Annotated in this window: 18 protein-coding genes and 2 pseudogenes; 10 read left to right on the top strand and 10 right to left on the bottom strand. The window is 34.2% G+C overall.

Going from position 1 to position 22,369, the window contains the following annotated elements:
• Positions 1-59 precede the first annotated feature (59 nt).
• The 3 genes from E0F89_RS07095 to corA are packed head-to-tail and all read right to left on the bottom strand — an operon-like array spanning position 60 to position 4,479.
• A complete protein-coding gene (locus tag E0F89_RS07095; protein WP_131909112.1) occupies positions 60-1,259 on the bottom strand; it encodes an acetate/propionate family kinase in 1,200 nt (399 codons plus the stop codon).
• Between the two features lies 1 nt (position 1,260).
• Positions 1,261-3,354, bottom strand: a complete 2,094-nt coding sequence (gene pta, locus E0F89_RS07100) for a phosphate acetyltransferase (protein ID WP_131909113.1) — start codon at positions 3,352-3,354, stop codon at positions 1,261-1,263.
• A 54-nt stretch (positions 3,355-3,408) separates the two neighbouring features.
• On the bottom strand, positions 3,409-4,479 hold the full coding sequence (gene corA / locus E0F89_RS07105) for a magnesium/cobalt transporter CorA (protein ID WP_131909114.1): 1,071 nt from the start codon (positions 4,477-4,479) through the stop codon (positions 3,409-3,411).
• 342 nt (positions 4,480-4,821) lie between these two features.
• On the opposite strand from corA, the gene E0F89_RS07110 reads away from it, so the two are divergent.
• Positions 4,822-7,362 (top strand): zinc-dependent metalloprotease, encoded by a 2,541-nt coding sequence (locus E0F89_RS07110; protein WP_131909115.1) that lies wholly within the window; start codon positions 4,822-4,824, stop codon positions 7,360-7,362.
• 65 nt (positions 7,363-7,427) lie between these two features.
• Here E0F89_RS07110 and E0F89_RS17535 read toward each other — a convergent pair.
• The 3 genes and pseudogenes from E0F89_RS17535 to E0F89_RS07120 form a co-directional block, all read right to left on the bottom strand.
• Positions 7,428-7,634 (bottom strand): annotated as a pseudogene (locus E0F89_RS17535) (pentapeptide repeat-containing protein); the annotation flags it as partial.
• A pseudogene (locus E0F89_RS17540) lies at positions 7,555-7,764 on the bottom strand (pentapeptide repeat-containing protein); the annotation flags it as partial. The pseudogenes E0F89_RS17535 and E0F89_RS17540, both read right to left, overlap by 80 nt.
• A 63-nt stretch (positions 7,765-7,827) precedes the next feature.
• Entirely contained in the window at positions 7,828-8,553 is a 726-nt protein-coding gene (locus tag E0F89_RS07120) for a bacteriorhodopsin-like (RefSeq protein WP_131909117.1), read from the bottom strand.
• 111 nt (positions 8,554-8,664) lie between these two features.
• On the opposite strand from E0F89_RS07120, the gene E0F89_RS07125 reads away from it, so the two are divergent.
• Positions 8,665-9,564, top strand: coding sequence for a Brp/Blh family beta-carotene 15,15'-dioxygenase (locus E0F89_RS07125; protein WP_131909118.1), 900 nt, complete (start codon positions 8,665-8,667; stop codon positions 9,562-9,564).
• Positions 9,565-9,651: 87 nt separating this feature from the next.
• Here E0F89_RS07125 and dnaK read toward each other — a convergent pair whose 3' ends face one another.
• Entirely contained in the window at positions 9,652-11,538 is a 1,887-nt protein-coding gene (dnaK, locus tag E0F89_RS07130; RefSeq protein ID WP_131909119.1) for a molecular chaperone DnaK, read from the bottom strand.
• Between the two features lie 1,320 nt (positions 11,539-12,858).
• Positions 12,859-13,140 carry a hypothetical protein gene (locus E0F89_RS07135; protein WP_131909120.1) on the bottom strand — a complete coding sequence of 94 codons (282 nt, stop codon included), beginning with the start codon at positions 13,138-13,140 and terminating at the stop codon, positions 12,859-12,861.
• Between the two features lie 296 nt (positions 13,141-13,436).
• On the opposite strand from E0F89_RS07135, the gene E0F89_RS07140 reads away from it, so the two are divergent.
• Entirely contained in the window at positions 13,437-14,324 is an 888-nt protein-coding gene (locus tag E0F89_RS07140) for a carbon-nitrogen hydrolase (protein WP_131909121.1), read from the top strand.
• Positions 14,325-14,326: 2 nt separating this feature from the next.
• The gene (locus E0F89_RS07145; RefSeq protein ID WP_131909122.1) at positions 14,327-15,367 is read left to right on the top strand and encodes an agmatine deiminase family protein; all 1,041 of its coding nucleotides are present in this window, start codon (positions 14,327-14,329) and stop codon (positions 15,365-15,367) included.
• An 85-nt stretch (positions 15,368-15,452) separates the two neighbouring features.
• Here the strand turns inward: E0F89_RS07145 and E0F89_RS07150 are convergent, their stop codons facing one another.
• Positions 15,453-17,720: a M1 family metallopeptidase gene (locus E0F89_RS07150; protein ID WP_131909123.1), complete on the bottom strand. Its 2,268-nt coding sequence runs from the start codon at positions 17,718-17,720 to the stop codon at positions 15,453-15,455.
• Between the two features lie 170 nt (positions 17,721-17,890).
• Here E0F89_RS07150 and E0F89_RS07155 point away from each other — a divergent pair, with 170 nt between their 5' ends.
• The 3 genes from E0F89_RS07155 (at position 17,891) to E0F89_RS07165 (ending at position 19,976) form a co-directional block, all read left to right on the top strand.
• A complete protein-coding gene (locus E0F89_RS07155; protein ID WP_131909124.1) occupies positions 17,891-18,742 on the top strand; it encodes an aldose 1-epimerase family protein in 852 nt (283 codons plus the stop codon).
• Positions 18,743-18,757: 15 nt separating this feature from the next.
• Entirely contained in the window at positions 18,758-19,315 is a 558-nt protein-coding gene (locus tag E0F89_RS07160) for a GNAT family N-acetyltransferase (protein ID WP_131909125.1), read from the top strand.
• A 109-nt stretch (positions 19,316-19,424) separates the two neighbouring features.
• A complete protein-coding gene (locus E0F89_RS07165; RefSeq protein ID WP_131909126.1) occupies positions 19,425-19,976 on the top strand; it encodes a DUF3575 domain-containing protein in 552 nt (183 codons plus the stop codon).
• On the opposite strand, the gene E0F89_RS07170 is transcribed toward E0F89_RS07165, so the two are convergent.
• Positions 19,973-20,209 carry a VF530 family protein gene (locus tag E0F89_RS07170; RefSeq protein WP_131909127.1) on the bottom strand — a complete coding sequence of 79 codons (237 nt, stop codon included), beginning with the start codon at positions 20,207-20,209 and terminating at the stop codon, positions 19,973-19,975. The genes E0F89_RS07165 and E0F89_RS07170 overlap by 4 nt on opposite strands.
• Positions 20,210-20,258: 49 nt before the next feature.
• On the opposite strand from E0F89_RS07170, the gene E0F89_RS07175 reads away from it, so the two are divergent.
• The 3 genes from E0F89_RS07175 to E0F89_RS07185 all read left to right on the top strand — a co-directional run bounded on the left by E0F89_RS07175 (position 20,259) and on the right by E0F89_RS07185 (position 22,365).
• Positions 20,259-20,744, top strand: coding sequence for a SixA phosphatase family protein (locus E0F89_RS07175; RefSeq protein ID WP_131909128.1), 486 nt, complete (start codon positions 20,259-20,261; stop codon positions 20,742-20,744).
• Positions 20,745-20,783: 39 nt separating this feature from the next.
• Complete coding sequence (gene smpB, locus E0F89_RS07180) at positions 20,784-21,236, top strand: SsrA-binding protein SmpB (protein WP_131909129.1); 453 nt, start codon at positions 20,784-20,786, stop codon at positions 21,234-21,236.
• A 79-nt stretch (positions 21,237-21,315) separates the two neighbouring features.
• Positions 21,316-22,365 carry a Fic family protein gene (locus E0F89_RS07185; RefSeq protein ID WP_131909130.1) on the top strand — a complete coding sequence of 350 codons (1,050 nt, stop codon included), beginning with the start codon at positions 21,316-21,318 and terminating at the stop codon, positions 22,363-22,365.
• The last annotated feature ends 4 nt before the right edge of the window (positions 22,366-22,369 follow it).

Here is a 22,369-nt window from a genome sequence, read left to right on the forward strand (position 1 = left end):
AAATAAAGGGAATAAAAAAAGCTTCCTGTTAAAGAAGCTTTTAAAATTTGGCTATCGCTCTAATTAAGCAGTAATTCATAAACCTGATTGGCTATTTCAATTTCTTCATTGGTTGGAATAACTAATATTTTAGTTTTTGAATCAGCCGTGTTGATTTCTCGTATTTCTTTCGAACGAATTTCATTTTTCGATGCATCCAATTTTATTCCGAAATAATCCATATCGGCACACACCAGTTTTCGAATATAGGAAGAATTTTCTCCAATCCCAGCCGTGAAAACAATGGCATCTAATCCGTTTAAAACTGCAGAATAAGAACCAATATATTTCTTAATTCGGTAAGCATTCATTGCCAAAGCCAATTGACAATCAGCATTGCCATTCTCCGCATTGGCTTCAATATCTCTTAAATCACTGTAACCGGTAAGTCCCAGCATTCCGCTTTGTTTTTGCAACATTGTGTTTACAGCTTCAAGCGAATAACCTAACGAGTTGACCAGATAAAAAATCACGGATTGATCTATATCTCCGCTTCGGGTTCCCATAATCAATCCGTTCATTGGACCAAAACCCAGCGTATGATCGATACTTTTACCATCTTTTATCGCAGTCATACTGCAGCCGTTTCCTAAATGTATTGTAATAATTTTTGAACCGTTATTTAAAGAATTTTGCTTCAAGTAATGAATCGCATTTTCCGAAACATATTTGTGGCTTGTTCCGTGAAAACCATATACGCGAATTTTATTTTCCGTTAAAAGATAATTTGGAATCGCATATTTGTGTGCCACAACGGGTATCGTTTGATGAAAAGCCGTATCAAAAACAGCCACTTGTTGTGCCGAACTAAAAATTTCTTCGGCAACGTTTATTCCTTCTAAATTCGCTGGATTATGCAAAGGCGCTAATTCAAACAGCTGCCTGATTTTGTCTTTTACTTCACTCGTAATGATTACCGTATTAGAAAAAGAGCTTCCGCCATGCACCACTCGATGCCCAACAGCTTCTACTTCTTCGGTACTTGTGATCACCCCCAATTTTTTATCCATCAATAAAGCAGCGATTTTTTCCAAACCAATTTTATGATTCGCTATAGGCAACGTTTCTTCTAATTTAGTCGTATCCGTCACGTATGTAAAGTTTGAAGTTTCAAGTCCTATTCTATCAATCATCCCTGAACAAATAACTTCATTTGCCGGCATATTAATTAATTGATATTTTATGGAGGAACTTCCTGAGTTTATAATTACTATTTTCATTTTACAATCCTTGTGCTTGAATCGCCGTAATCACGACTGTATTTATAATATCATCTACCGTACAACCACGGCTTAAATCATTTACCGGTTTATTCAACCCTTGTAACATTGGTCCAATTGCTAATGCGCCAGTTTCTCTTTGAACCGCTTTATAGGTATTATTTCCTGTATTTAAATCCGGGAAAATGAGAACGCTAGCTTGTCCTGCCACTTCTGAATTTGGCATTTTACTTTTCCCCACTGCCATATCAACTGCTGCATCATATTGTATTGGTCCTTCAATTTTTAAATCTGGACGTTTTTTTCTAACTATTTCAGTTGCTGTTCGCACTTTATCCACTTCATCTCCTTTTCCTGAAGAACCTGAAGAATAAGAAAGCATGGCGATTTTTGGTTCAATTCCAAAAGCCAAACTGGAGTCCGCAGATGAAATTGCTATTTCTGCCAATTGTTCCGCAGTTGGATTTGGATTAATAGCACAATCCCCAAAAACAGAAACTCGGTCCTCTAAACACATGAAAAATATTGAGGAAACCACCGATGAATTAGGCTTTGTTTTAATGAACTGTAACGCCGGTAAAATGGTATGCTGCGTTGTGTGTGCCGCACCGGAAACCATTCCGTCTGCATGGTCTTTGTACACCATCATAGTTCCAAAATACGAAACATCTTCCATTAAATCTTTAGCCATGGCGATGGTTACATTTTTAGCTTTTCGCAGCTCATAGTATGTATTTACATAATCGTCATAATGCTCGGATTCGATTGGATTAATGATATGCACTTTGGAAAAATCAAAAAATAAACCCAATTCCGCAACCTTACTTTCTATTTGTTTCTTATTGCCAATAATGGAAATATCAACCACATCCATTTCTAATAAACGGGATGCGGCCATAATAATTCTGTCGTCATTTCCTTCCGGCAGCACGATGTGTTTGCGGTGCTGTCTGGCTCTTTTTACCAAATTGTACTGAAACATTTTTGGTGTCATTCCTTCCGCTTCAAAAGTAATCAGCTTTTCAGCCAAGTTGTCTAAGTCGACATATTTTTCGAAAGTGTTGATAGAAATCTCAATCTTCTGCTTGTTGTTAGCGTAAATTTTGGATTTTATGGAACCAATTTTATTTGTAATATAGTAGGTTCCTTCCTCCACCGCAATAATGGGAACAATGGTAGAAAGTCCTTCTATCAATTTCAAAATACTAAGTTCAGGCAAAATGTTACCTGTCAAAACAATTCCAGAAATGGAAGGATAATTTACGGATTCATTGGCTTGTAATGCGCCTAGAATAATATCTGCTCTATCTCCGGGAGTGATCACCAAACTATTTTCTTTCAAATGCAATAAATAATTACGCAATTGCATGGCTCCCACGCTAAAATTTCCGGTTTGATTGTTCAGGTGAGCAGATCCAAATAAAACTTTAGCATCTAATTCATTGACAATTTCCTGTACTGTTGGATTATTCAAGTTATGAATCAAAGGAATAGAATTAATCAGCACACTTTTCGGTAAACTTTTCTTTAAACCGTTAGTCACTAATTCAATATTTTCAGGCTGGACCTTATTGGCGATTACAGCCAAAACTTCGACATCTTTAACTTTGAATGAATCGTATGCTAAATACAAACTATCTATCAGTTCTTCCAATGTTTTACCTACGCCGGATCCTACAATTATGGTTGGAATCCCAAGGTTTTTGGCAATCAGAACATTCATATCTAATTCGATAACGGTTCCTTCTCCTGTAAAACTGGTTCCTTCCACCAGAACAAAATCGAAGCGCTCTTCTAATTTCTTGTATTTTTCAATAATTAAATCCAGAACCTCTCCTATTTTTCCTTTGTTCTTCTTTTTGATTAGTTTGCTTTTAGTAATGGCATAGGCATCTTCAAATTCTATATCCAGACCAAAATGTCCAATCACGGTTTCGATATGATTGTCGAATCCTCCTTCTTCTACATCTTCAACAATGGGTCTAAAATAACCTACTTTGGCAGTTTTGCCTATCAGCATGCTCATCAATCCTAAAGTGATTATCGATTTGCCGCTGTTGTGCTCGCTTGTCGCTATATAAATGGCCTTATTCATTTTTTTATTTTTTATTTAATTCCAAAAAAATTTGGAGGTATTGCTTTTTAAGTTTTAAAACCAACGGCGTTTTTTAAAATATATAATCATTCCCATCACAATTAAAAACATAAAACCCATAACGGTTTGATATCCATATTGGTATTTCAGTTCCGGTAAATTTTCAAAATTCATTCCGTAAACTCCAACGATAAAAGTAAGCGGAATAAATATCGCCGAGACGATTGTCAGGGTCTTCATGATCTCATTCATCTTATGGGTTTGCGCCGAAAAAAAGAAGTTAGAAGCACTTTCCAATGCGCTCATATCAGAATCTATTTGTTCTAAGAGTTCTAAACTCTTTTGATGTAATCTCGAAAAAAAAGTAAAATTTTCAGTTTCGATTGCGTTAAAAACGTTGTCGTCTTTTATACTTTTAATATTGTATAAAGATTCCCGTAGCGGAATTATGGAACGTTTTAGAAAATGAAAATTATCTCTGTGCTTTTCAATTTTTTCCAAAATTATTGGGTCGGTACTTTCTTTGGAAAGATTTATCAGCTCCTCTACTTTGTCTTCTTCATTTTCTAAGGTGATATAAAAATTTTCCATGATGGCATCGAGAAGAATGTACAAAAGATAATCTGCTTTTTTTGATCGCACAATTCCGGAATGCACCCTAAGCCTTTCCCTTATGTGTGTAAAAAAGTCGCTTCGTTTTTCCTGAAAAGAAATAAGCACGCCATCTTTGATTAGAAAACTGATTTGTTCTACCTTTATATTATCTGAATCATCTATAGGTAACAGAGATTTTATATTAAAGAATAAAATTTCAGATAATTCTTCTACTTTAGTTCTCTTCGTAGTATTTAAGATATCGGCCAAAATAAAATTATCAATTTTGAAATAATCGCCAAGAGATTTTATTAATTCAATGTTATTTAAACCATGTAAATTTAACCAGTTATTTTGTTTAGGATTCATGTATTTATCAATATCCCAAACGTTTAAATCTTCGTATTCTTTTACACTCAAATCGTCATAAACAAACAACTGCATTTCTGATTGATGCTCTTTATGAATTCCGGTATACTCCAGATTAAAGGGCTGGTTTTTTTTGCCTTTCTTAAATTTAATTTTTCTCATGCGGAAATCATTTATGAAGTAATATTACGGAAAAAAAATCAGAAACATTACTCTGTTTTCCTTTTGACAATACTAAAAAAGAAATTTTACAATCTGATTTGATATACTAATTAAACAAAGATATGCTGAAGCATGAACTATTAAGCTGATAAAAATCATATTACGGTATAGAGAAAATCAATTAGTGAACGTTTGTTTATTATTATCAATTATTTAAAATTGTATCCCTAAATGCTATGAGTAGAAAATATATCAACAGATTTAGATTTTAGTGGTAACAAATTTGAAAAAAAACTACTTACTTAGCATAACCTATTATAAACGTAAAACACCTTAAATTAAATGTTACAAAAACAATTAACCTTATTGATTAGCTGTTTGCTTATTTGTCTCAGCCAAGGGACATTTGCTCAAAGCAAAAAGAAGAAAAAATCTAGTAAAAATCCCGTTACAGCAGTTGAAGCCAAATCACCTGATTCTAAAAAAGAACCCAAACCTTACAAAAAGGTAATCGATTCTACCGCTGTTACACAAAGAGGTTTGATCGATGTTCACAAAATTGACAACAAGTACCTGTTTGAAATTCCGGAAACACTTTTAGGAAGTGAAATGATGACAATAACCCGTTATTCTAAAACTCCAGCCGGAGGAGGAATTTTTGGTGGCGAGGAAATCAACAGACAAGTTGTTCGTTGGGAAAAAGGACCAAATAAAAATATCCTATTGCGATCAATCACTTATGTAATCATGTCTCCAGACGAAGACAAACCGATGGCTCAAGCCGTAAAAAATTCAACTTCAGATCCAATCATCGGAAATTATGATATTTTGGCCTATAAAAAGGACGAAACAGGAAAAATTACCGGTTATGTACTTGATTTATCATCAACCTTTGATGGTGATGTGCAAACTTTTTCATTAGATCCTATAAAGAAACAACTATTGAATATTCAAGCGTTTCAAAAAGACAGATCATTCATCTCCAAAGTAAGCAGTTACCCGATAAACACAGAAATCAGAAGTGTTAAAACCTTTGCGACTACACCTCCAAGAATTAACACTACGCCGACGCCAAAAATTGGAGTGGATTTACCTTCAGCTTTAGATGCAGGAGTGGTCACAGTTGAAATGAACACATCGATGATTTTATTGCCAAAAAAACCGATGCGTAAAAGAACATTTGATGCTCGTGTGGGTTATTTCGCCAATCAGTACGGTGTTTTTGAAGAAGATTCTCAAAAATCAGACAAAGAAATATTTGCAGTAAGATGGCGTTTAGAGCCAAAATCTGCTGAAGATGCTCAAAAACAAAAAAAGGGAGAACTGATTGAACCGCTGAAGCCGATTGTTTATTATATCGACCCTGCTACTCCAGAAAAGTGGAAAAAATTCATCAAACAAGGAATCGACGACTGGCAAATTGCTTTTGAACATGCAGGATGGAAAAATGCAATTCGTGGAGAGTATTGGCCAGAAAATGATCCAACAATGAGTTTAGAAGACGCGCGTTTTTCAGTTTTACGATATTTCGCAGCTGAGATTCAAAATGCCTATGGTCCTAATGTTCATGACCCAAGAAGTGGAGAGATTTTGGAGAGCCACATTGGATGGTATCACAATATCATGAGTCTTTTAAGAAACTGGTATTTGATTCAAGCCTCTGCGGTTGACCCAGCGGCAAGATCTAAAAAATATGATGACAATTTAATGGGTGAATTAATTCGTTTCGTTTCCTCACATGAAGTAGGTCACACCTTAGGATTACGTCATAACATGGGCGCCAGCTCTGCAACTCCAGTTGAGAAATTAAGAGATAAAGATTTCCAAGAGAAGAATGGTCATACATCATCTATTATGGATTATGCGCGTTTCAATTATGTTGCACAACCAGAAGACGGCGTGAAGAACTTATTTCCTAGAATTGGAGATTATGACAAATGGGCTATCAAATGGGGATATTCTTATTTTGAAGACACCAAAAATGCAGCAGAAGAGAAAGCCTTCCTGAATGAAATGACCAAAGAAGCGTACAAAAACCGTCGTTTATGGTTTGGAACAGAAACCAGTCCTTATGATCCACGATATCAGACAGAAGACATAGGTGACAACGCGATGAGAGCATCTGAATATGGTATCAAAAATCTGAAAAGAATTTTACCAAATTTATTAGAATGGTCTAAAGAAGATGGTGAAAGTTATGCCGAACTTGACAACCTTTACGGTGCTCTTACTGGCCAGTTCAGAAGATACATGGGACATGTTACTAAAAATGTTGGTGGAATTTATGATAATCCAAAAACGTATGACATGACTGGAAATCAATATGAGGTAGTTCCTAAAAGTATACAAAAAGATGCCGTAACATTCCTGAACACTCAGTTGTTTACCACTCCAAAATGGTTATTAAACCAAGATGTTCTTTCGAAAATCAACCCGGAAAATGGTGTTGAATCTATCAAAGGAATGCAAGATGCAACGTTGACAAGCCTTATGGCTGGCGACAGAATAGTGCGTCTTTTGGAAACTTCAGCAGCAAGTAAAAATAACTACTCCGTTGATGAATTAATGAGTGACTTGAATAAAGGAATTTTCTCAGAATTGAAAAGTAACAGCTCTATTGACATGTACCGAAGAAACATACAAAAATTATATGTAGATAAGATGATTGAGTTACTTAAACCTGGAACAACTACTGTCAGAAGTGCTTCTGCCTCGAGAAGAGTTAATTTAGCGCAAACTGATTTACCTTCAATTGCCAGAGGACAGTTATTAAATTTAAAAAATGATTTAAAAATGTCTTCTACAAGAATGACAGATCGAATGAGTAAATATCATGTACTCGATTTGATTTCCAGAATTGGTGCAGCTTTAGATCCTAAATAATATTTTAAAAAGGGAAAATGTTCAACAACATTTTCCCTTTTTTTTGTGGTGTAAGACATATTATTTCATCGTTCGATTGTGTGAAATGTGCAAATGTATTTTGTGGTTATTAAGATCTTTTTAAACGCACATTGTACAAACCCAACGTTGCAGAAACCTACCTTATTGTAGAGACGCACGTTGTAGAGACGCGCGTTGTAGAGACGCGCGTTGTAGAGACGCGCGTTGTAGAGACGCGCGTTGTAGAGACGCGCGTTGTAGAGACGCGCGTTGTAGAGACGCGCGTTGTAGAGACGCACTGCAGTGCGTCTCTACGTAAAAAATAATAACAATAATAACAAAATTAAAATACCCGATTTGTTTCAAAAACAGATCGGGTATTTTTGTTTCCTGTAATTCCATAAAAAAACCGAACTATCGCTAGCTCGGTTTCTACAAAATAAATTTTAAATGTAAAGAAAGTAATTAATCCTTTGATGATTTTACAGCTAAACTGTAGATTACTAATCCAAACCCGATTTTATTAATCGCATCTGCAATGTTGTAGGCCACATCAATATTACCTGCTGGTATAAATCCGTTGTACCATCCAGATGTACCCATCATATATCCTAACGGATAAATGGACCATCCAACAAGTACGAACCAGCATAAAATTTTATGCGCTTTTTGTACTTCTCCTCCTGCTGATGCAGCCAATTTCGCAGCTTCACCTAACCAAATTTCATATACAATTAAAAAGTAAGCTAATCCGGAAATGAATCCCCATAAAGCTGCATTTTCTGGTGATATTACTTCACCAATGTAACCTGTTACTAACATGATTACTGAATAAATAATCATCTTCCATAGTAAAGATTGTTTTGCTCCTGCTACCTTTAGTATAAGATAAAATTCTAAACACATTAACGGAACAGTTAATACCCAGTCAACGTAACGAAAGAAAGTTGGCGACTCACCGAAAGTAGCCCAATAATCTCTCATGTAAAAATAATGTACTGCAGCGATAAAAGTGATTAATCCTGATACCAATACCGAGGTACGCCACTTTTTATCAAACTGGCTTAAGGATAAAAAGAAAAAAGCTGATGCTGCCATCATCGCCATACAGCCTACAAAGAAAGTAAATCCGACATAATCTGTTGGCAACATTTTCCCAACTAATCCTGAAATAAACATAAAGTTTGTCATAAATAAATAATTTTAATGGTTTTTTGTTCAATCAAATTTACAAATAGTTAAACGATTAAAAAAATTTTTTGTTTACTATTTTTTTGCTATTTTTAAACAATATTTAAAATTATGAGAAATTATTCAAAAATCGCAATCATCTCTAGCTTTTTCGGATTATGGATGGACTCATTTCTTACCGAAGAGCTTCAGATAATATTGGGTTTCCTCCTTATTTTTACGTTTGGGATTTTACATGGCGCAAATGATCTACTTTTGATTGAAAATATCAAGACCACACAACAATCCAATTCAGGACTAAAAGTACTTGGGTATTATGTCTTGGTGGTTTTAACAGGTATACTCTTGTTTTATACAATACCTCAAATAGCACTCCTCTTATTTATTATAGTGAGTGCGTATCATTTTGGAGAACAGCAATGGCAAAACATTCAGCATGATTTTCCAAAATGGCTCTTAGCATTGTTACAGTTTTTTTACGGATTGGTTATTCTATTATTACTGTTTAATTTTCACTCCGATGAAGTACAAAATATCATTTTGAACATCGCAAATATCAGTATTCCTCTTGCTTATTTTAGTTTATTGCTACAAGCTTCAAGTGTTACCTTTATTAGCTTAAGTGCCTATTTATTTTGGAAATCAGAAATAATCAGAAATAAATTGCTGTTGGAATTCTTTTATTTAGTCCTCTTTGCAATCCTTTTCAAATCCTCTAGTCTGATATGGGGATTCGCTATTTATTTTATCTTGTGGCACAGTATTCCTTCTATAATTGACCAAATTAAATTTTTGAATGGTTCTTTTTCGATGAAATATTTTATTGAATATTGTAGAGCGGCAGCAGTTTATTGGTTCATTTCAATAGTAGGAATTATATTTATCTATTATCTGTGTAGAGGAGAAAGGCTTTTTAATGCTTTGTTTTTCTCTTTTTTAGCCGCTATAACATTTCCTCATGCAGCAGTCATAACCGAAATGTTTCGTGGTAAAAAACAAACTAATAAATAAAATGCATAAAAAAACCGTTCACCAAAGGCGAACGGTTTTCTAAATCAACAGTAAAGATGCACCGCAGTGCATCTCTACGGGAAATTATTATTTTACTTCTTCGAATTCAACGTCTTCAACATTGTCTCCTTGAGCAGCATCCCCTTGAGGTTGCGCTTCTCCTTGACCTTGTTCACCTTGAGCATACATCGCTTCAGTTGCTTTTTTCCAAGCAGCGTTGATGTTGTCAAGAGCCGTTTGAATTGCAGGAATGTCTTGAGATTGGTGTGCCATTCTCAATTCAGTTAATGCGTATTCTACAGCAACTTTATTTTCATCAGATAATTTAGAACCTAATTCTTTCAATTGAGTTTCAGTCTGGAAGATCATTCCATCAGCTTCATTCAATTTTTCAGCTCTTTCTCTTGCAATTTTGTCAGCATCAGCATTAGCTTCTGCATCTTTTTTCATTCTTTCGATTTCTTCAGCTGTTAATCCAGAAGAAGCTTCGATACGAATATCGTGAGATTTACCAGTTCCTTTATCAGTTGCAGAAACTTTGATGATACCATTGGCATCAATATCAAAAGTTACCTCAATTTGCGGAACACCTCTTGGTGCTGGTGGAATACCATCTAAATGGAAACGACCGATCGTTTTGTTATCTGCAGCCATTGCTCTAGCTCCCTGCAGTACGTGAATTTCAACTGTTGGTTGAGAATCTGCCGCTGTAGAAAAAACTTGAGATTTTTTAGTTGGAATAGTTGTATTAGACTCAATAAGAGTTGTCATCACACCACCCATAGTTTCGATACCTAAAGATAAAGGTGTAACGTCTAACAACAATACATCTTTTACATCTCCAGAAAGAACTCCACCTTGAATAGCTGCACCAATAGCAACAACTTCATCAGGATTTACTCCTTTAGACGCTTTTTTACCAAAGAATTTTTCAACTTCTTCAGCAATTCTAGGCATACGAGTAGAACCTCCTACAAGAATAACTTCGTCAATATCAGAAACAGATAAACCTGCATCTTTCAACGCTTTAGCAACTGGTGCCATAGAACGTTTTACTAAAGAGTCAGTTAATTGTTCAAATTTAGCTCTAGTTAATTTTTTAACCAAGTGTTTTGGTCCTGAAGCTGTAGCAGTTACGTATGGCAAGTTTATTTCAGTTTCAGCAGAAGAAGACAATTCAATTTTTGCTTTCTCAGCAGCTTCTTTCAAACGTTGCAATGACATTGGATCAAGACGTAAATCAATACCTTCTTCAGTTTTGAATTCGTCAGCCAACCAGTCAATAATTTCGTGGTCAAAATCATCTCCACCTAAGTGAGTGTCACCGTTTGTAGACAATACTTCAAAAACTCCGTCTCCTAATTCAAGAACAGAAATATCAAATGTACCTCCACCTAAATCGTAAACAGCAATTTTTTGATCTTTACCTTTTTTATCCAAACCGTAAGCCAAAGCTGCAGCTGTTGGTTCGTTGATAATACGCATTACTTTAAGACCTGCAATTTCACCAGCTTCTTTTGTAGCCTGACGTTGTGCATCATTAAAGTAAGCAGGAACAGTGATAACTGCTTCAGTAACTGTTTGACCTAAATAGTCTTCAGCAGTTTTTTTCATTTTTTGAAGTGTCATAGCTGACAATTCTTGTGCTGAGTATAAACGTCCATCAATATCCACGCGTGGTGTATTGTTGTCCCCTTTTACGATTTTGTAAGAAACTCTTTTTGCTTCAGCCGAAACTTCAGAAAAAGAATGACCCATAAAACGTTTGATAGAAGCAATAGTCTTAGTTGGATTAGTTACCGCTTGTCTCTTAGCAGGATCTCCTACTTTAATTTCTCCACCTTCAACAAAAGCGATGATAGATGGTGTCGTTCTTTTTCCTTCTGCGTTAGGAATAACAACTGCTTCATTACCTTCCATTACAGAAACACAAGAGTTGGTCGTACCTAAATCAATTCCGATTATTTTACCCATTTTTAATATATTTAATTTTATTGTATACTTGTTTTAATGACTCGAAGTCGATAAGTCAATCTTTGTGCCAATGCAAAACCCTTCCTTAAATTGTCAGTTTACCTGAAAATTGGCGTGAAAAAATCTGACAAGATGACATTTCAGAGGGTTTGTCATTCTGGCGGAATTGCAATCTGGAGCTTACTCCCGCTATCCGCTGGATGTTTATATAAACTTATGCTGTTGGATTTCATTTATAAAAAAGGATACTCGTTACCAACGGACCTATCTGTAACGACCTTTTTCAGAATAAAATTTTGATAAAAAAAAGTTCTTAACCAATTAAAATATTTTTAACTATTTCCGAACAAAGAAATTGATTTAATAATTTGTATTATATTGATTATATCTTAGCAAAACTACTAAAAGTTACTTATTTGCAAAAATGAGTAATATTGTGGTATGTTTAAGCTATATTAATTCTATTATTAACGAGTGAGCGCGTTTGAATTGACAAAAGATTGTGAAGAAATTAGAATTCATCATTAAATTATTACCTTTCAGAAGTATAATATTAATATTATTTAGTTCTATTAAATTGGTAATTTGCTATAAAATGTTCAATATTCAAATCGTTGACTTTATACAGTTTTCAGAATTTCTTATATTATTTATCGACGATATGCTTTCTTATTAAATGTATTTTGGAATAGCAATAATTTTATATCTTGTTGATTCAAATTTTGAGAATGATCATAGAGTCGGAACACAAAAAATAGAGTAGCAGAACCTTAAAAAAATTATTACTATTATTTTAGCCATAATTGTTTTATTTGCCTAGTCTTTACCCTTGTGCATAGTAATTCAAATAGTGAAATTGAAACAATAACTTCATTCTGTATTAATTTTTTGCTGTGCTTGGCTTACGTTTTTTGTTCAACAATTAAATTTAATTTTACTTATCCTTTCTTTTTAATGGTAGCAATACTAATTATGTAATTAAAGATGGTTTATTTGATGCTTATAATTTAATTGAAAGCAACGACAAAATTAACTACGTAATTTTCTATGATGATAAAATAATTCAAACAACTGATAATATCAAATACATTGGGAAATCCGAAAAATACATTTTCATTTGTGATATAGAAAAAAAAAGCATCAAGAATCTTACCTACTGAAAATTTAAAAGAAATCAACGTTATAAAAAATGAAAATCAAAAAAATATTCCACAATCTAGGGCGAGCATCCAGCTGATAAATACTAAAAAACAAAACAACAATTAATTTACAATATAATATTGTGACCCAAAGTTTGCACAAAAAGAGGGTAATTAAAAACTAAAACAACTTATATATTCTGTGAATTGGAATCATCACACCTTGTTTTAACATCACATTTTTGTCTGTAACGCCCCAAACTGTCGTATCTACTACCATTTTGGATTCAATATCTTCAAAGAAAATTTTAATTTTAGAATGCTCTAAATTCCCCAGCGATAACGCTCTATTGATTTCACTTGTTCTGGTTTTTATTTCGTCAACATCGTCAAGAACATCTGTCGTTGGAAATTTAAGAAGAGCGATGTCTTCTTTATCAATGCTTTTGAATTCGTCTGTCATAATTGTAAAAATTTAATTAATTATAAAATATAGTAGTTTAGCAACGCAAAAGTTAAGCAATTTTATTAGCCATAATACTATATACAAAAATAAAACCTCCTTAGTTTGTAACTGCCAATTTTATATTAATTTTTTCACTGCTCTTGCTCTACCGCTTCTCCCAACTTTGGAGTCGTTATGAAAAAAAAAAATCCAATACAGTAAACCGACAGATAATTTTATAATCTAAAAAACACAGTACCCCGATTTTCTACTCTTTATAAAATTCACTATTTTTGCATTCTAAAATTTTAGTAATGCCAAAAAAAAAATATAAAATAGCGGTTATACAATTGAATCTTAATGATATTGCCGAAAACAACTTGAAAAAATGCATCAGTTGGGTTCGTGATGCCGCAAACCTTGGTGCCGAAGTGATTTCGTTACCGGAATTATACAGCAGTCACTATTTTTGTCAAAGTGAAGATGTAGATAATTTTGCTTTGGCAGAACCATTGTACAGTACTTCGTTTATTGCTTTTAGCGCTTTGGCAAAAGAGTTAGGCGTGGTGATTATTGTTCCTTTCTTCGAAAAAAGAATGGCTGGAATTTACCACAATAGCGCCTACATCATTGACACAGATGGTTCAGAAGCAGGACTGTATCGTAAAATGCACATTCCAGACGACCCTCATTTTTATGAAAAATTCTATTTCACGCCAGGTGATTTGGGTTTCAAAACTATTCCAACCAAAAAAGGAAAATTAGGAACTCTAATTTGTTGGGATCAGTGGTATCCCGAAGCGGCTCGTTTGACAGCTTTACAAGGTGCTGAAGTACTGTTTTACCCAACAGCAATTGGATGGCATCCACAAGAAAAAGAGCAATACGGCGAAAATCAACATGGCGCTTGGATGAGTGTTATGAAAGGTCACGCAGTTGCAAATGGCGTATATGTAGCAGCAGCAAACAGAATTGGTTTAGAGCAATACTTGCCTGATACGGCAGGAATTCAGTTTTGGGGATCTTCGTTTATTGCGGGACCACAAGGCGAAATTTTGGCGCAAGCCTCACACGACAAAGAGGAAATCCTCATTGCCGAAGTAGATTTAGACCTACAAGAAAATGTGCGTCAGAACTGGCCATTTTTTAGAGACAGAAGAATTGATGCTTTTGGTGATATTACAAAAAGAGCAATCGACTAATTATGACTACAAATAATAGAAGATTTCCTGCCGAATGGGAAAAACAACAAGGGATTTTACTGTGCTTTCCGCACAATGGAAAAGACTGGCCAGGAAAATATGAAGCGGTTCAATGGGCTTTTGTAGAGTTCATTAAAAAAGTTGCCACTTTCGAAACTGTTTTTTTAGTGGTTGCCGATGAAAACCAAAAAGAAAAAGTCAATACAATGCTGGAAACAGCTCATGTTGAAATAACTAACGTTTCCTATATCATTCATAAAACCAATAGAAGTTGGATGCGTGATTCGGGTCCGATAATCGTAAAAAACGGCACCGAAAGAGAAGCTCTGAACTTTAATTTTAATGGTTGGGCAAAGTATAAAAACATTCAATTGGACAAATTCGTCCCTGCGAAAGTAGGTGAATTTTTAAATATTCCTGTGACTCAAGTCATATACAAAGGAAAACCGGTAATTGTAGAAGGCGGTGCGATTGATACTAATGGAAGAGGAACTTTATTGACTTCGGAAGAATGTTTGATGCATCCGGATATTCAGGTTCGGAATCCAAATTTTACTAATGCTGATTATGAAGCAGTTTTCAAGGAATACCTTGGAATTACGAATGTGATTTGGTTAGGCAACGGAATTGAAGGTGACGATACGCACGGTCATATCGATGATTTATGCCGATTTGTAAATGAAGATACGATTGTGACAATTGTAGAAACAGATCCGACGGATAATAACTACAAACCATTGCAAGACAACTTAAAACGTTTGCAAAACGCCAAACTGGAAAACGGAAAATCACCTATAATTGTGGTTTTACCAATGCCAAAACGTTTGGAATTTGACGGCTTGCGATTGCCAGCGAGTTACGCTAATTTTTTGATTCTGAACAATTGTGTTTTAGTTCCAACTTTTAATGACAGTAATGACCGAAAAGCGTTGAACATCCTGGCAGAATGTTTTCCTGATAGAGAAATCATCGGGATTAGCGCGACTGACTTTATTTGGGGTTTTGGAACGTTGCATTGCTTAAGTCAGCAAATTCCAGAGTAGATTTAGAATAGAATTATTAGAACATAAAAAAAGACTTGCAGATTTAAATCTACAAGTCTTTTTCTTTTTAATAGATGTCTAAATACTATTTATCTCTCGTAAACGGTATCTTTTGTCCTTCGGGAACTGTCATGTCAAATCCGTCTAAATTGTCATTAAATTGGAATTTAAGTCCCGCTTGTTTCGACTCGAAACTGTTTTTTCCTGTTGGTTCCACCGTAAAACTTGGATAATTGGTTATCAAAACATTTAGCGCACCATTTTTCTCTGAAAAAGTAATTTTTAGTGGCGCCATTTTTGTGGAAAAAGTTCCTAAATAACCATCCAGAATTACATCTTTTTCAATCAAACCTTTATCTGCAGTCCAACTGTTATTTGCTGGATTACTGTCTGGTAAAACATAATCCGGGTCTAATGTAATACTTTCAATTTCTTCAGTCGTATTGTGTTTGAAAGACCAAGCTTTGTTTCTTTGCCAAACTTCAACCGGTAATTTAACACGCGTTATTTTTCCGCTTTTCGTTTTTATGTCTAAACTTACTGGCATTGCCATTTTTTCGAAGTTTTCAATAGAAATTACAACTCCTTGTCTCGGGTCGTTTTTCACGTATTTTATCGAATTAATTCCTTGGTCTAAACGCCAATTGTATTGGAACCAACCTCTCCAAAACCAACTCAAATCTTCACCAGCAACATTTTCAATTGTTCTAAAGAAATCGTCCGGTTGTGGATGTTTGTATGCCCAACGCTCGATATAGGTTTTCAAAGCCAAATCAAAACGTTCCGGTCCGAGAACTTGTTCACGTAAAATAATTAATCCAGAACTTGGTTTTGAATACGCCAAAAGACCAATATTAGCTTCTTTCATGTTATCCGGAGAACTCATGATTGTTTCAAGATTCGGACTTGTATACACTTCCGCTCTTTGATGCATATCAACTGGCTTTTCTTTGTATTCGCCATTATTAAATTCGACAGAACTCAATGAATTGATAAAAGTATTAAAGCCTTCATCCATCCAAGCAAACAATCTTTCGTTTGACCCAACAATCATAGGAAACCAGATATGTCCAAATTCATGATCTGTAACGCCCCATAAATCCGCACCTTTTGACTCCCAGCTACAGAAAACAATTCCAGGATATTCCATTCCGCCTTCATTTCCTGCGACATTTGTAGCAGCTGGATACGGATATTCTAACCACTTTTTTGAATAATGCTCAATAGAAGCTTTTGTATATTCTGTTGAACGTCCCCAAGCTGCATCTCCCGCACTTTCCACCGGATAAACTGAAACAGCCAATGATTTCTTTCCGCTTGGCAAATTGATTTTTGCTGCGTCTAAAATAAATGCCGCTGATGATGACCAAGAAAAATCACGGGAATTTTTGATTTTATAATTCCATGTTTTAGTAGCTACTGAAACTATTTTAGATGAATTTTCAACTTCGGCAGCGGTACGGATAAAAACAGTTTTATCACTTTGTTTTGCTTGTGCCAATCTACTTTGTTCTAAAGTAGAATAAACCGCTGTAGGATTTAGTAATTCGCCTGAAGCAACCACAATATGATTGGATGGCGCTGTTATACTCACATCAAAATCACCATATTCTAAGTAAAATTCCGAAGCTCCTAGGTATGGATTTGTATTCCAACCACGTACATCATCATACACACACATGCGAGGATACCACTGCGCAATAGTGAAAATCTTACCGTTTTTAGTTTCCAAAACTCCCATTCTGTCCGAACCTTCAAAAGGAGCTATAAAAGAAAAGTCAATTTTGATTTTAACAGAACCGCCTTTAGCATTCAATCCTTGCGGAAGAAAAACCTGCATTCTCGTATCCGTAATCACATATTTTGCTGTTGCTTCCGTAGCGACTCCTTTTACGGTAGTAATTACTTTAACGGATTTTATTTTATGACCGCCATCAAAAACTTGGCCTTGAGCCCCATTTCGGCTTCCTGTCAAGGGAACAATTGCATTTCCACGAGAATCCGCTTTGAATAAATTCTGGTCTAAGTTCATCCAAACAAATGCCATTTTATCCGGACTGTTATTCGTATACGTGATGATTCCTGTACCGGAAATTTCGTTATTTTTTTCATCCAGTTTTGCCGTTAATTTATAATCGGCACTGTTTTGCCAATATTCAGCACCCGGCTGACCACTCGCAGATCGCGTACTTGTTCCATTTTTTGAGTAAAAAAACGGAGCAAAAGCATCATGGTAATCGTACTTTGAAACTGTGTTACCAAAGGTGTTTGCTGGAGTTTGTTGCGCCATCATAGACGTAACTCCCAATAATAAAGTCAGATGTAATATGACTCCGAAACGAATATTTTTCATTTTGTTATGATTTATATCACAAATTAATGAAAAAAAAGAGAATTTTGAGCTATAGTAGTAGAATTGATTCCATTTTATATAAATAAAATCTAGCTTAAATTGAATTAGAATTCAAAATTATAAAATATATTTACCCTAGAAAAAAAAATTAAATTAAAAGACGAATCATTTTGACAACTGTAATAAAAAATTCAATTCTAACTGCTGAAATCAAACGTTTTGGTGCCGAATTAATTTCATTAAAATCGAATCAGCATAAAGAATACATTTGGGAGGGAAATCCAGAATTTTGGGGCAAGCACTCTCCTATTTTGTTTCCAATTGTTGGTACTTTAAAAAATAACTCCTTTCATTATAACGGAATTGAATATCATTTGTCACGACATGGTTTTGCCAGAGACATGGAGTTTGAACTAATCGAAGCGACAGAAAGTAGAGCAGTTTTCTCCATACAATCTTCTGCAGAAACTTTAAAAGTGTATCCTTTTGAATTTGAATTGCAACTGATTTATACTTTGAATGAAAACAATTTATCGATTGAATACAAGGTATTTAACAAAGGAAAATCAACGATGCCTTTTTCTATTGGTGCGCATCCTGCTTTTGCTTTACCAAATCAATTCGAAAATTACGCTCTTGCTTTCGATAAAGAAGAATCATTGGAATATTACCTTTTGGAGAATGATTTAATTTCGAATAAGACAAAGAAATTAGAAGTTACGGATAAACAGATTCCGCTGACTTATGAATTGTTTAAAAACGACGCTTTGATTTTTAAAACATTACAATCTGATTCATTAACGATTTTAGAAAATGAAAAACCAATTTTAAGAGTACATTTTGAGGATTTTCCAAGTTTAGGTATTTGGACTAAAATGAATGCCCATTTTCTTTGCATCGAACCTTGGTTTGGTTATTCCGATACTAATGAAAGTTCTGGAAATCTATTCGAAAAAGAAGGGATTCAAATTTTAGAATCAGATGCGACTTTCCATTCAAAATTCAGTCTCGAAATCCTTTAATCAAAAAATGTGAATATGTTAACTATAAATTTCAGTCCATTTCCGAATTTAGAAACTGATCGTTTGCTTTTAAGGAGAGTAGATTTTAATGATATTAAGGAGATTTTGGCTTTACGATCCAATCCGGAAACCATGAAATATATTCCAAGACCTTTGCTGAAAACGGATGAAGATGCATTGGAACACATAGCAATGATTGACTTTAAAATAGAAAATAATGAAGGCATCAATTGGGCGATAACGTTGAAAAATAATCCAAAACTAATTGGAATAATTGGACATTATCGAATAAAACCAGAACATTATCGTGCCGAAATTGGATATATGTTATTACCTGAATACCAAGGAAAAGGAATTATTTCTGAAGCAATGAAAGAAGTCTTAAATTATGGATTTAATATCATGAAATTACATTCGTTAGAGGCAGTAATTGATCCTGAAAATCATGCTTCTGCAAAAGTTTTAGAAAAAAACGGGTTTGTAAAAGAAGCGCATTTTAAGGAATATGAATTTTTTGAAGGACGATTTTTGGATAGTGTAATCTATTCTTTATTGAATAAAGTTAGACTTTAAATAATTATCAACTGCTATTTTAACGTAAAACATCAATCACCTGACACATTAATTTTTATATTTGCAAGTGCTCCAGCTCCACCTCGACAAAGTAATGACATTACATTTTATGAAAAAAATATTTCTTACCGCTTTTCTTTTATTCTCTTTTTTATCGCAAAGTCAAACTTATATAAAAGCAAATGCTTTAACCACTTTACTGACTATCCCGCATGTTGGAATCGAAACTAGTATTGGGAAAAAGTCAACTTTTCAATTTGATGTTACCGCCTCTTTTTGGAAATCAATAAATGGTCATCCTAGCCAATTCTATATTTTTACACCTGAATATCGCTACCATTTTAAAGAAAAATTCAACGGATTTTATGCAGGAGCCCACATTGGAGCAACTGTTTTTCGATTTCAAAAATGGAATTATTATAATGCGAACGCTTATCAAGAAGGTGTTGGCTACATGGGCGGGGTTACAGTTGGATATCAAAAAAAATTGAATAGACGTTTTCTTTTGGATTTTTTTATTGGCGGCGGAAGTCATCAAGGATTTTACAAAGGCTATCTAATAGAAACTGGAGAACGATATGAACCTGCCAAAGACTATAATAAAAGTGGTGAATGGTTACCTTATCGCGGAGGAGTAATGATTTCCTACCGAATCGATTAAAGTTGTTTTTTAAATTTAGTTACTGATTCTAGATACAAATCTTCCACTTGCTTTCTTGCCCAATCCGTTTTTCGCAAAAAAGTCAAGCTGGATTTTACACTAGGATTATCCGTAAAACATTTTACTTTAATCAGTTCTCCCAAAGTATCAAATCCATAATGAGCCACTAATTGTTCAACTATTTTTTGAAGTGTGATTCCATGAAGTGGATCTTTCGATTTTAAATTTTCCATTTGGCAAATATATAAAATCGGGAAATACTAATTTTTTAAATTCATTCAAATGAAAAAAATTGTACTAATAATTGCGCTACTATTTTTAAACATCAGTTTTGGACAACAAAATATAACTACGTATTATTTCATTCGCCATGCGGAGAAAGTTGATAGTTCTCAAAATCCAAATTTATCCGAAAAAGGTTTGAAAAGAGCGGAACTTTGGAACAAAATATTTTCGGAGATTCGTTTTGATGAAATCTACTCAACGGATTACAAAAGAACTTTGCAAACTGCAAGTCCAACCGCGACAGCAAGGAGGATTGAGATTAAACTGTATAATCCCAAAACGCTAAACATTGAATCTTTCAAAAAAGAAACATTAGGGAGAAAAGTTTTGATTGTGGGACATAGCAATACTACACCAAAATTTGTCAATGATATTATCAATCAAGACTCTTTTTCTGATATGGAAGATGAAACTTTTGGGAATCTTTATATTGTTACAATAATTGACGGAATAATCAGTTTTCAACTACTGAAATTACCTTAAAGCATTGCTAAACCTTTAATTTTTGCTACCTTTGCAAACATGCTAAAAACAGTAAACATATTCAACAAGAGAGCCAAATTTGATTACGAAATAATCGAAACATTCAATGCTGGAATTGTTTTGGCTGGTACCGAAATCAAATCTATTCGATTAGGAAAAGCAAATATCACCGAGAGCTTTTGTGAATTTAGCAATAATGAACTTTTTGCGATAAATACATATATCGAAGAATACACTTTTGGCAATCAATTTAACCACAAAGCAAGAAGCGAACGCAAATTACTTTTGAAGAAAAAGGAATTAAAGGGCTTGTTAAAAAGTGTTCAAGCAAAAGGTCTTACAATAGTCCCTTTGAAGCTTTTTACTAATGAAAAAGGATTGGCGAAACTACAAATAGGCCTCTGTAAAGGAAAGAAAACCTATGACAAAAGGGAATCTCTTAAAGAACAAGACACAAAACGTGACTTAGACAGAATCAAAAAAGCATTTTAAATTAAAAGAAAATTAAAAAAAAATATTTTTGATTTAAAAAATGACTAAATTTGTCAAGACAATTTAAAACATTTTTAAAATGAAAACACTACTCAAAAATGCAAGAGAACAAAAGGGACTCAAAACTAGAGAAGTGGCTCAAATTTTAGGAATTGATCAAGCCTTAATAAGTAAATTTGAAAGTGGAACCAGAAAACCTACAAGAGATCAAGTTTTAAAATTAGCGTCTCTACTAGAAATAGATTTAGAAACAATCATGGTCGTGTGGCTTAAAGAAAAAATTCTTTATGAAATTGGTCATGACGAGTTTGCACTAAAAGCATTATTAGTTGCTGAACAAGAGATTCGATATCAAGGTAATCCTTTCAAGAAAAAATTATCTACCACTCTACAGAAAGTTTTAGATGAAATAGATGCTTTAAAGTCAAAACTAGATAAGTGTCGTCAATTTGACAGCTATCGAGTTGCACAAGCTTTAGAGCTGGAATACACTTTTGAAAGTAATCGAATCGAGGGAAATACAATGACCTTAAGAGAAACTGATTTAGTTATCAATGAAGGTTTAACTATTTCAGGAAAAAGCATGCGAGAACATCTTGAAGTGATTAACCATCAAGAAGCTATTGCTTACATTAAAGATTTAATGCAAAGAAACAGCTCCATAAATGAACGGGAAGTATTGTCTATTCATAATCTTATTTTGAGAGGAATTCAACCTGAAGATGCAGGTCGCTATAGAAAAGTGCAAGTGATGATCCAAGGAAGCAGTTATTTGCCTCCACAACCTTTTCTTGTTTCCAAGGAAATGGAAGATTATTTTATTTGGTATCAAACCAATAAATCAAGTCTTCATCCAATAGTTTTGGCAGCTGAGATGCACGAACGCTTGGTTACTATCCATCCATTTATTGATGGAAACGGCAGAACTTCGCGCTTGGTTATGAACCTGATTTTATTACAACATGGCTACATTATTGCTAATATAAAAGGTGACTATGAAAGTCGAATGCAATATTATCAAACACTTGAAACAGCACAAACTAAAAACAATAAAGAAGATTTTTTGTTGTTCATTGCACAGATAGAAAAAGAAAGTTTAGAACGATATCTAACTATTATCGGTCAATAAAATT

Origin of the sequence: Flavobacterium caseinilyticum, from assembly GCF_004349085.1 — a bacterium.
GTDB lineage: Bacteria > Bacteroidota > Bacteroidia > Flavobacteriales > Flavobacteriaceae > Flavobacterium > Flavobacterium caseinilyticum.